Annotated in this window: 2 protein-coding genes; one reads left to right on the forward strand and one right to left on the reverse strand. The window is 65.2% G+C overall.

Features of this window, described 5'->3' with window-relative positions:
- Window positions 1–24: 24 nt before the first annotated feature.
- The gene (locus tag BB28_RS14495; protein ID WP_046254008.1) at window positions 25–456 is read left to right on the forward strand and encodes a hypothetical protein; all 432 of its coding nucleotides are present in this window, start codon (window positions 25–27) and stop codon (window positions 454–456) included.
- Here BB28_RS14495 and BB28_RS14500 read toward each other — a convergent pair.
- Entirely contained in the window at window positions 453–12,515 is a 12,063-nt protein-coding gene (locus tag BB28_RS14500) for a non-ribosomal peptide synthetase (protein WP_052740241.1), read from the reverse strand. The genes BB28_RS14495 and BB28_RS14500 overlap by 4 nt on opposite strands.
- Between the last annotated feature and the right edge of the window lie 39 nt (window positions 12,516–12,554).

Consider the following 12,554-nt stretch of genomic DNA (forward strand, 5'->3'; position numbering starts at 1 on the left):
CAACGCCCGAAGACAATCCCTGACATGCCATACGGCCGCAAAGATCAGCACTACGTAATAGACCTGTGCGACGCCGTCCTAGGTCTGTCGGCAAGTCGCGAACATCGCTTCGACTGGCTACGAGGCGACGTCTCACCCAAGACTGGACGTGCAGCTCGACTGCCGGTGGACGGCTACTGGGAACCTCTAGCCCTGGTGGTCGAATACAACGAGCGCCAGCACGACGAACCGGTGGCACATTTCGACAAGCCCGACAGACTCACTGTGTCCGGTGTACATCGCGGAGAACAGCGTAAGCGGTACGACCAGCGCCGCCGAGAGCTGTTGCCTCAGTATGGCTTGAGGCTGGTTGTCATCAGCGCCTCGGACTTCGAGACCAAGCGAGGACAGATCCTTCGCAATTCCGACAGTGATATCGAAGTAGTGCGAAAGTTACTGCAGCCGGTTGACGCCTAGAGCATCCCGAGTAACTCCATATCGGTGACGTACTTGACGATGTTCGGCGCCCCGACCTGAGGAATGTCTCTCTCGGAGCCAATCTTGGCTTCCTGCACTGCGGCACGGAACCGATCGGCTGGGGCGAATGAACCTGTAGTCGGCACGATGGGACTGACCCGCTCGGGATCCTGCACCAGCGTCAGATACATCTGCAGCACCGAGTTTCGCCGGTGCTTCTCGGGCAGCGCGTGCAATCCTGTCCCGAACCGCTGCAACCAGTCCTGGAAATCGTCGACGCGCTCGATGGGGTACCCGGCCTCGATCAACCAGTCGATGTACTCGTCGAGACCGATGCCGTCATCGTGCGGGTTCATCACGTGATAGGTCTGGAACCCGTCAACCACTTGAACACCCAAGGTGGTGATTGCCTCGGCGACGAATTCCACGGGCAGCCCGTCGAAGTGCGCACGCCTCCGATTGCCTTCTGCGTCAAGGCGGTAGAACGACTTGGGCGCCAGGCCGGTGGTCACAATGCTCAGGATCATCTTGCTGAACACATCCGATGAGTTCAGCTGTCCCGCATAGGTGGTGTCGGCCAGGATCATGTCGCAGCGGAAGACCCCGATCGGCAATCCACACAGGTCATGAGCATCTCGCAGCAGCACCTCGCCGGCCCACTTACTGCTGCCGTAGCCGTTGGCATACGTGTCCTTGATGGCACGCGTGGCGCAGATGTCACGGATATCGGCGTCCTCGGTGAAAGCCACCCGTTTGACCGGATCACCCACATTGGCCGTCGACACGAACGTGAACATCTTCAGCTTCGTGGTGATCGCCAGCCGGATCAGCTCCGCGGTACCGGCCACGTTGGGCCCGAACAACTCGCCATAGGACAGCGCGCCACTGACGACGGCCGCCGAATCGACGATCACGTCAACGGTATCGGCCAGCCGCTGCCAGGTCTGCTCGGCCAAACCGAGGTCTGCTTCACCCTTGTCACCGGCGATGACCTCCAAATGATCTTCGGCCAGTTCATGGAAGTGCCGCAACAGTTCCGGGTCGCCGCTGTCGAAGATCTGTTCCAGGCGACGGCGGGCCTCCTCATCGGATGAGGCCCGTACCAAGCAGATCAGCTTGCCGTCAAGCAATTCCAGCTTTTCGAGCCATTGCAGCACCAGGTAGCGACCGAGGAAGCCCGTCGCCCCGGTCAGCAGGACAGTGCGCGCCTCCCCGCTGGGCTTCGGCAGTGTCGTTGCAGTGCTGAGGGTTTCCGCGTCGATGAACTTGTCCAGCGTCAGGTCCGCGGCACGTACCTCGGCGACCTCGGAGCCGTGCACGGCCACATAGCGGGGGTCACTGGCATGCTTGTCCAGCTGTCCGCTCAGGCTGCTCACCGTGGGGGTGTCGAAGAGCGCACGCACCGTCAAGTGCGTGTTCATCGACTTGTTGATGGCGGCGATCAGGCGCATCGCGGAGAGAGAGTCGCCACCCAGATCGAAGAACGAGTCGTCGACGCCCACCCGCTCCAGACCCAGCACGTCCGCATACAGGCCTGCCAGGGCTTCCTCGACCGGATTGGACGGGGCCCGGTACTGGGTTTCCTGATACTGCGGCTCCGGCAACGCACGGGTGTCGAGCTTTCCGTTGACCGTCAACGGCAAAGCGTCGATGGCCACGATCGCCGCGGGAACCATGTAGGCCGGTATCCGTTCGGCCAGCGCGGCTCGTGCCTGGGCCGGCTCGACGGTCCCGGTGACGTATCCGACCAGTCGCTTATCGCCCGGACGGTCCTCACGCACGATCACCACTGCCTGCTCGACGCCCTCGAGATCGGCGAGCGCGGTTTGGATCTCGCCGAGCTCGATGCGATAACCGCGGATCTTCACCTGATCATCGGCACGCCCCATGTAGTGCAGTTGCCCGTCGGTACCCCACCGCACCAAATCCCCGGTGCGATACATGCGGAGTCCTTCTTGGCCCGCGAATGGGCATGCCACAAAACGCGATGCGGTTAGCCCGGACCGGTGCAGATAACCGGCCCCCAGCCCGTGGCCCGCGATATACAGCTCCCCGACCACCCCTATCGGAACCCGTCGCATCGAGGTGTCCAGCACGAACAACGCCGCGCCGGCGACCGGCACACCGATCGCCGGTGTGCCTGAGCCAGCGGCCAGGGGCGGACTCACTGTCACGCATAGTGTGGACTCGGTGGGGCCGTAGGCATTGACCATCAACCGTCCGGGCGCCCACCGGTCCACCATCTCCGCAGAGCATGCTTCGGCAGCCACCACCAGGGCCATGCCCTCCAGCGCCTCCGGCGACAGCGCCGCCGCCGCGGACGGCGTTTGGTGCAAGACCGTGACGCGCTCCGTAACCAGGAATTCCTGGAAGTCTTCCGGGACCAACGATTCGGGTACCACCACGAGGCTGCCACCGTGCAGGAGCGGACCCCAGATCTCTTCCACCGAGGCATCAAAGGCATACGAGTACCACTGAGACCACACCTGCCCCGGCCCCGACGGCACGCCAAGGTGCTCATACCCCAGGACTTGCGTCACGTTGTGGTGAGTTGTCGCCACGCCCTTGGGAATACCGGTGGTACCCGAGGTGTACACGATGTGCGCGATGTCATCGGGGGCCGGCCCCGCCAGGGCGGTGCCGGGCTGGGTGTTCACTGCGGAGTCACCGACGTCGATGATCGGCAGCGTGTACCCGTCCAGACGTGAGCGCAGTGCCGCACTGGTTATCGCAGCGATCGGACGTGCATCGTTGATCATGAATTCGATGCGCGAATCGGGAACTGCCGGAGCGATCGGCAGATACGCCGCCCCGCTCTTGAGTACCGACAGAATCGCGACGATCGCCTCACCACGGCGTTCGGAGAGCAACGCCACGCACCGACCCGGTCCCGCACCGTGCTCAACGAGCAGGTGCGCCAAACGATTCGATTCATCGTCGAGCTCGCGGTAGGTCCACGACCGCTGCCCGCATCTCATCGCGGTCGCCGCTGGATTGCGAACCACCTGCGCTGCGAACAGTTCCGGTATCGACGTCGGTGTTACCGGAGCAGAGAGCACCGCGCGGTTGCCCAGCTCATCGAGCCGGGCGCCTTCGGCGGCATCGAGCACATCTACCGCCGACAACCGCTGCGAAGGATCTGCCGCGACAGCCTCAAGCACCCGCCGCAGCCGTGCCATCAGCGACTGCACACTCTCCACATCGAAGACGTCGGTGCGGAACTCGACCGCACCACCGATTCCGGCGGGTGCGCCGGTGTCGGTGAAACGCTCACCCAGAGAGAACGTCAGGTCCATGCGAGCGGTGTTGGTATGCACCGGTATTTGCGTAATCCGCAGGTCGCCCAGTGACAACGCGGCGGCGTCCTGCCCGGGAAGGTTCTGCCAGGTCAACCCGACCTGAACAAGTGGATGACTACTGCGGGACCGGATGGGGTTGAGCCGCTCCACCAAGACCTCGAAGGGCACGTCCTGGTGTTCGAGCGCACCCAAACTGCGAGCGCGGACCTGCGTCAGCAGATCCGCGAACGTGGGGTCACCCCCGGCGTCGACCCGCAGCACCAACGTGTTGACGAAGAAACCGACCAGCTCGTCGAGCGCCGGCTCATCACGCCCGGCGACCGCGAACCCCACCGCCACATCGGAGGTGGCACCGATCTTCGACAGCAGCACCGCCAAGGCCGCCTGAATCACCATGAAGCTGGTCGCTCCGTGCGCACGTGCCAATGCACGCACTCCCTGCTGCAGTTCCTCCGGCCAGTCCAGATCCACACTGGCGCCGCGGTAATCGGCGACCGCCGGGTAGGGCCGGTCGGTGGGCAGCGCGAGATGTTCGGGCATCCCGGCCAGCACATCCTGCCAATAGGCGACCTGGGTGGCGATGGCGCTCTCGCTGTCTTCGAGATCGCCCAGCTGATCCCGTTGCCACAGCGTGTAATCGGCATACTGCACCGGCAACGGCGCCCAGTCGGGTGCATGTCCCCCGCACCGGCTGGCATAGGCCACGGTCAGGTCGCGCATGAGCGGCGCCACCGACCAGCCGTCGGCGGCGATGTGATGCACCGTGGCCACAAGCACGTGCTCGTCATCGGAAACCGTGAAAAGCTGTGCATACAGCGGGATCTCGGCTGCGAGATCAAAGGTGTGGCGCGCCGCGGCGCCGATCGCGTCGTCCAGCTGCGCGGGCAGCCATGTGCTGGCGTCGACGACATCCCAGCCGAATTCCACGCTCTCGGGTGGCAGCACCTGCTGGTACGGCACGCCCTCCTCATCGCGGAACACGGTGCGCAGCGATTCGTGGCGGCTCACCACATCGGACAATGCCGCACCCAATGCATCCAGGTCCAGCTGCCCGCTCAGCCGCAGCGCGACCGCCATGTTGTATACCGGTGAGGCGCCATGCAATTGGTCAAGGAACCACAACCGCCGCTGCGAGAACGACAGCGGAACGACCGCGGGACGCGGTACCGACACCAACGGCGCGCGGCCGCCCGATTCGGTGCGCAGACCCGGAGCCAGCTGGGCGATGGTGGGGGTGTCGAAAAGAGCGCGCACGGTCAGGTGCGTGTTCATCGACTTGTTGATGGCCGCGATCAAACGCATGGCCGACAGGGAGTCCCCGCCTAGATCGAAGAACGAATCGTCGACGCCCACGCGTACCAGACCGAGCACCTGCGCATAAATATCGGCCAGGATCTCCTCGACTGCGTTGGACGGGGCCCGGTATTGGGTTTCCTGATACTGCGGCTCCGGCAGGGCGCGGGTGTCGAGTTTTCCATTGACCGTCAACGGCAAGGCGTCTACCGCCACGATCGCGGCCGGCACCATGTACGGCGGCAGGCGCTCACCCAGCACCACACGCGCGCCGGCGGTATCGACCAGTCCGGCTACCGACTCGGTGACGTAACCGACCAGACGCTTATCGCCCGGCCGATCCTCGCGCACAATCACCACCGCCTGGTCGACGCCCACGACGTCGGCAAGGGCCGCCTGGATCTCGCCGAGTTCGATGCGATAGCCACGAATCTTGACCTGCGCATCAGCGCGACCCAGGTACTGCAGGTTTCCGTCGGCACGCCACCGCACCAAATCGCCAGTGCGGTACATACGGAGCCCTTCTTGGCCCGGGCCAACGAACGGGCACGCCACAAACCGCGAGGCGGTCAACGACGACCGGCTCACATAACCGAGTCCAAGACCGAGCCCCGACACATACAACTCGCCGACCACACCGACCGGCACCGGCCGCAGCCAGGCATCGAGCACAAACAGTGCGGCTCCGGGCACCGGGCCACCGATCGTCGGCGTCCCAGAACCCGCGGCCAACGGCTTGCTGACCGTCACGCACATCGTGGTCTCGGTAGGCCCGTAGGCGTTCGTCATCACTCGCCCTGGTGCCCAACGATCCACCAGCTCGGCCGAACATGCCTCGGCGGCCACCACCAGTGCTACCGAATCGAGTGCCTCCACGGACAACGCCGACACCGCCGACGGGGTCTGGTGCAGCACCGTGACATGTTCGTCAATCAGCAAGGCCTGGAACTCATCCGGACCGATCGACTCCGGTATGACCAGTAGCCGCGAACCGTGGAACAGCGCACCCCAGATCTCTTCCACCGAGGCATCAAAGGCGTACGAGTACCACTGAGACCACACCTGCCCCGGCGCCGACGGCAAACCGACGTGCAACGACTCCAGCAACTGCGTGACGTTGTGGTGAGTTGTCGCCACTCCCTTGGGAATACCCGTCGTGCCCGAGGTGTAGATGACATGCGCGACGTCGTCAGAGGCGGGCGACGGCAGCGATGCATCGGACTGTTCGCCGATCACCGGGTCATCGACGTCGACAACCACGACATTCTGCGCCGCGAACCGGCTCGCCAATTCGGCAGTGGTGACCACGGCCACCGGCCCCGCATCACCGATTACGAAATCGATCCGGGCATCGGGCACCGCCGGGTCAATCGGCACGTATGCCGCCCCGGTCTTGAGCACCGCCAAGATCGCGATGATGCCCTGCGCCGAGCGCGGGAACATCACCGCAACGCACCGGCCCGGGCCGGCACCTAAGCCAATCAGATAGTGCGCCAGTCGATTCGAATCCCGATCAACCTCACCGTACGTCCACGACCGGCCTCTGCAGGTTAGCGCGGCCGCATCGGTGGTCCGCGCCACCTGCCCCGCGAACAACGCCGGAATCGACGTCCCCGTCGCCGGGCGGAGCAGCACCGCCCGGTTGCCCATCGCATCCAGACGTTCACGCTCGTCGGCTCCCAGCACGTCCACCGCGGACAATCTCTGCGATGGATCTGCGGCCATTGCCGCCAAGACGAGTTCGAGTCGACGAACCAAGACCTCGGCGCTCTCGGCATCGAACACTTCGGTGTCATGTTCGATGGTCAGCGCCAGTTCCCGACCGGGTGTCACCTGTAGCGCCAGCGGGTAGTGGGTGGCTTCCCGGCTGGAGAACCCCGCGATGGCCAATTCGCCTGTCCCCAAGATCGTCTCGAATGCCGCCGGGTCGATCGGGTAGTTCTCGTAGACGAACAAGGTGTCGAAGAGCTGGTCCTGCCCGGTGACGCGGTGAATCTCGGGAAGCGCGACGTGTTGGTGGTCCAGGGTGCGATTGGACAGGCTCTGCAGCTGCTCCAGCAGCCCGGCGGTGGTGGTGGTCGCGGTAATGCGTGCGCGCACCGGGACCGTGTTGATCAACAGGCCCACCATCGATTCCGCGCCTGCCACCTCGGCAGGACGGCCAGAGACGGCGGCCCCGAATGCCACGTCGTGCTGACCGGTCAACCAGACCAGCAGCTGCGCCCAGCCTGCCTGCAGGACGGTGTTGACGGTGGTGTGATGTGTGCGTGCAAGGTCGGTCAGTGCGCGCGTGGCCGGCTCGGACAGTCGCAGTGATTGAGTCTCGCGGCGCCCCGATCCCAGCTTGTGCGACGGGCCCACCAGCGCTGGTGTCTCGAACCCGGCCAGCGCGTCCTGCCAAGCGGCGAGCGCGGCGTCATGATCCTGTTCGGTCAGCCATGTCACGAACCTGCGGTACGGGACGGCCGGCGGCAGCGCGTGCCCGCCCAGAGTCGCGAAGACCTCTTGCAACAGGATGGGCAACGACCAGCCGTCGAGCACGCTGTGGTGGCTGGTGAGCACAAAGCGGTGTTGGTCGTGTCCGATCCGGATCAACGCCACCCGGAACAGGGGCGGGCTGGTCAGGTCGCAGACCGCTGCGCGTTCGGCCGCACACACCTGCTCGATCTGGTCGTCGATATCGATGCCGCCGAGTTCTATGTACTGCCAAGGAGTTTCAGGATCGGCGGGGATGCTCTGCACCGGCGGGTCGAACTGAGGGTGGAAGCGGGCCGCGAGGTTGGGGTGTCGGGCGATGACCGTATCCACCGCGTCGCGCAGCCCCTGCGCATCGAGCGCCCCCGCGAGAGTGAGGTCCAGTTGCACCGCATACACATCATCGCTGTTGGCATGGGCGGTGGCATGGAAGAGCAGCCCCTGCTGCAGCGGCGTCAGCGGCAGCACATCGGCAACTCGGTGCTGGCGCCCCAGCTCGTCGATCTGATGTTGAGTGAGGGATGCGGGCAGGATATCTGTCGGCGTCAATCCCCCTCCGCCGCAACGCACATGTGCGCAGATGCCTGTCAGCGCCTCGATCCAGAGCTGGCTCAACCGGCCGATCTGCGCATCGTCCATCGAGGACGCCCAGGTCCAGTTGGCCTGCAGATGAGGCTCGGTGCCGGTGCCCGTTTCCCAAACACCCGCGTTCAGGGTCACGGTATGAGCCAATGCCAGCGGCACGGCAGCGGTCACCGCGGCCGCAGCGACAGCGTCTGGGCTCGGCAGCCACAATTCACCGCCCTGATCGCCGACGCCGCCCAGCCTCCCCAGGTAGTTGAACCCGATAACCGGTTCTGCCCCAGCGAGATCCACCTCGGGGTTCAGGTATCGCAGCAGACCGTAGGTGATGCCGTCGGGCAGCGCACGCAGCTGCTCCTTGGCTGCCTTGAGCACCGCACCCAACGCGGGATCGCCGGCGCTCACCTGCGCCCAGTCCAGCCTGCCGAGGCTCAGGGCCACCGGGTATTTACTGGTGAACCACCCGACCGTGCGCGACAGATCGACCCGTGCGGTCACACTGGGATCCAAGTCCTCCTGGCGCCCATGGCCTTCCACGTCGATACCGACCGTCGCTCCGGTGTTGCCCGTCAGCTGCGCGACCGCCAGCCCGAACGCGATCAACAAGATGTCGCCCACCCCGGCGTGGAACGCCGCAGGGGCCTCACCCAGCAAGATGCGAGTGGTGTCGGCGTCCACAGACACCGACATCGTGTGTGCGGTGGCGTAGGTGTCAACCTCCGGCTGCACGGCAGGCAGCAGCGCAGGGGTCGTCTGCACCCGCGTCCAGGCCTCGGCATGCCCAGCCACCTCGGTGGTGCGCGCGTGCTGATCGATCAGCGCCGCCCACCGGGCGAAGGAGGTGCCGGTCGACGGTAGAGCCACCGGTTGCCCGGCGTGATGCTGAGCCCAACCGATGTTGATGTCTTCCAGCAGGATTCGCCAAGAAACGCCGTCCACGGCGAGGTGGTGCACGACCAATGCCAGTTGCGCTGTGGAGCGCACCCACAGTGCGCTCAGCATCGTCCCGGTGGCCGGGTTCAGTCGGTCTCGGGCCTGCAACAATGCCTCGTCGGACAAGGCGTCCACGCAACGCAGGCAGTCGCGCGCGTCCACCGCCCCCGCCTCGGCGACGCTCAGCGACCACCCTCCCGCACCGGTGTCCTCGGCACGCAGCCGCAACATCGCGTGGTGGTCAAGTAGCGCTTGCAGCACCACCGCCACATCGTTTTCGGTCACCGCGGCCGGGACCGACACGACCATTGTCTGATTGAAGTGGCCGGTTTCGCCCTGCACACCCTGCAGCCATCGCATGACCGGCGTCGCGAGCACCTCGCCCACCCCGTCATCGGCCGCATCCTCATCGCCGGTGACCAGAGTGGCCACGCGGGCCAGCCGTGCCACGGTCTGCTCGACGAACACATCGCGCGGTCGGCACAGCACCCCGGCAGCTCGTGCACGCGACACCACCTGCATCGACATGATGCTGTCTCCGCCGAGATCGAAGAACGAATCGTCCACGCCGACCCGCGGGAGCCCGAGGACCTGTGCGTAGATGGCAGCGAGCGTCAGCTCGACGTCATCCGATGGTGCTCGGTACTCGCCGGCCGCGAGTTCGGGCGCCGGCAGTGCCCGGATGTCGAGCTTGCCGTTGGGGGTGAGCGGAAGCGCATCCAGAACAATGATCGCGGACGGAATCATGTAGGCCGGCAACCGATCACCGAGCGCCGCGCGGGCCTGGGCGGGATCGATGGCGCCGGTGACGTAGCCCACCAGGCGCCGATCGCCGGGACGGTCCTGGCGAACGGTCACCACGGCCTGCTCCACGCCGTGTACATCGGCGAGTACTGCTTGTACTTCGCCGAGTTCGATGCGGTTACCGCGGATCTTGACCTGCTCGTCCGCCCGGCCCATGTACTGCAACGCGCCATCGGCGTTCCAGCGCACCAGGTCCCCCGTGCGATACATCCTCTGCCCGGCCGGACCGTACGGGTTGGCCACGAACCGTTCCGCCGTCAACACCGCGCGGCCCACATAGCCGGATGCGAGTGCCGGACCAGCTAGATACAGCTCGCCCACCACGCCGATGGGCGCCGCGTTCAGCCCCGCGTCCAGCACCAGGGTTTGCATGCCCGGAATCGGGGCACCAATATCGACCGGCTGCCCGGCTGTCGTCGGTGCGGAGGTTGCCCAGATGGTCGCCTCGCTGGGGCCGTACGCGTTGATCAACCGCCGATCAGGCGCCCACGCGTCCACCAGCTCACGCGGGCAGTCCTCACCCGCGGTGACCACCGTGCGTACCGCCGACAACCGCGTCCGGTCCAGCGATGACAACACCGTCGGGGTCAACACCGCGGCAGTGACGTGCTGTGCCTGCAAAAACTCAGTCAACGCGTCTGCGGCGTAGACGTCACGCGGTGCCACCACCAGCGCTGCACCCGCACCCACTGCCCACACCATCTCGAAGACCGAGGCGTCGAATGTCGGCGAAGCCACCATCAGCACCCGCGCATCGCCGCCCAGTTTCAGCAGATCGCATTGTGCTGCAGCAACTCCCGGCAACCCCGCGTGACCAACGGCCACGCCCTTGGGGGTACCGGTGGAGCCCGATGTGAAAATCACGTACGCGGTGTTCCCGGCCCGCAGCGCCGCTGACCGATCGGCATCGGTGATGGGTTCGGACGACTGCCCGGACACGTCGTAGCCGTCGATACGCAGCACGGGGCGCGCGCCAGCCCCGGAAACCTCATCGGTGCCACGGGTCACAACGCACACCGCTGCCACCGAATCCAGCACCGTGGCGATCCGCTCGACCGGATGAGCGTTGTCCACCGGCACGTATACGCCGCCGGCCTTGGCCACGGCCCACCACACCACCACCAGGTCGGCGCAGCGATCCATCGCCACACCCACCGCACGTTCCGGGCCGACCCCGTTCTCGATCAACACCCGCGCCCACCGCGTCGACCATTCATCGAGTTCGCGGTAGGTAAGCTCCCGGGCGCCGTCGACCACGGCCACTGCATCCGGCCTGCTGGCTGCTGCCGCCGCCAGCAATTGCGGCGCCACCCCAACCTGCGCCTGCACTCCCGCACCGGACCACTGTGACAGCACCAGATCGTGCTCCCGCTGGTCCAGCAGCGGCAGCTCACCCACCACCACCGTGGGGTCGGCACCCAGCAGACGCCCCAGGAGTGATTCCAAACGGTTTATGTGCCTGTCGATCTCGGCGGTCGTGTACCTGTCAGGGTTCCACGCGAACTGGATGCGTGAGGTGCCACCACCCGGTCGCGGATAGATGTTGATGGCGATGTCCTGGACCGGGAAAGTGGTCAGCACATTGACCACCGCCTCCGACGGCCCGAAGAAGAACACATCCGCGAAATCGAAGACGTTGATGACCTGACCGAACTCAATGTTGGTGTCGCGGCGACCCGCATCGGCCACCAGCTCCGGCCAGCGCCGGAACTGTTGGTGCCGCAACGCGCCCACGACGGCTCTGGCGACCTGGTCGTCGAGCGCTCCGATGGTGTGCGCGGCATCGACGGTGACGGACAACGGCACCAGGTTGGACACCATGCCACCGCATCTTTTCAGCGCCGCCGTCGTGCGCCCCGACACCGGCAGCGACAGCGAAACATTCTGGCGTCCCGTTGTTTTCGCGATGAAGGTGGCCAGCGTTGCGATGACTCTGGCTACCTCGATCTGGCCAAGTCCGTTCTGCGACAACAGCTCGTCGCAGACCAATTCGCGCACCTGGGGGTGGCGCGGCGTGACCACACGTTCCATGCCCGCAAGGTCGGCCGTCTCCACGGGCTCGGCCAAGACCTTCTTCCAGTACTCGAAATCCGCATCGCTGCGCGCGGACTGCTGATACTTCTGGTCGGCGTCGCGAATCACGGAGAACTCCGAGAAATCGACATCGGTCTGCGGTGCGACCGATCCCGAGTACACATCAGCGATATGCCTCAGCAGATTGTTGGTGGCGTACCCATCCAGGAGAACGTGATGGGTACGCATGTAGAAGTACGACAGATCGTCGGCAATCCGCAATAAGGTGAAATGCGTGAGCCGTTCACTGAGTAAGTCGATGGGCCGGCGGTATTCCTGGTCCATCCAACGACGAGCGGCTGCCACGGCATCGGGTTCGGCCCGCAGATCGATGCAATGCATGGTCTGCGGGAACGAACGGTCCACCACAAAGACCGGTTCACCGTCCTCAACGGCCAGCCGCGCACAGGGAGTGCCGAATCGCGCGGCCATCGATTCGCAGGCGACCATGAGCCTTTCGGCGTCTACGTCATGGTCGATCGTGACAAATCCGGCGAAATTGTAGGGAACCTCGGGCCGCAGTTGTTGGGCAACCCATATCGACCGTTGCGCGGCTGTCAGGGGTCCGAGAACTTCTGTCTGCGTTCCGAAATTGAGCATGAGGACGACGAACTCCCTACTTGGGCCTGCAAACTGGCG

The organism is Mycobacteroides chelonae CCUG 47445, from assembly GCF_001632805.1.
GTDB lineage: Bacteria > Actinomycetota > Actinomycetes > Mycobacteriales > Mycobacteriaceae > Mycobacterium > Mycobacterium chelonae.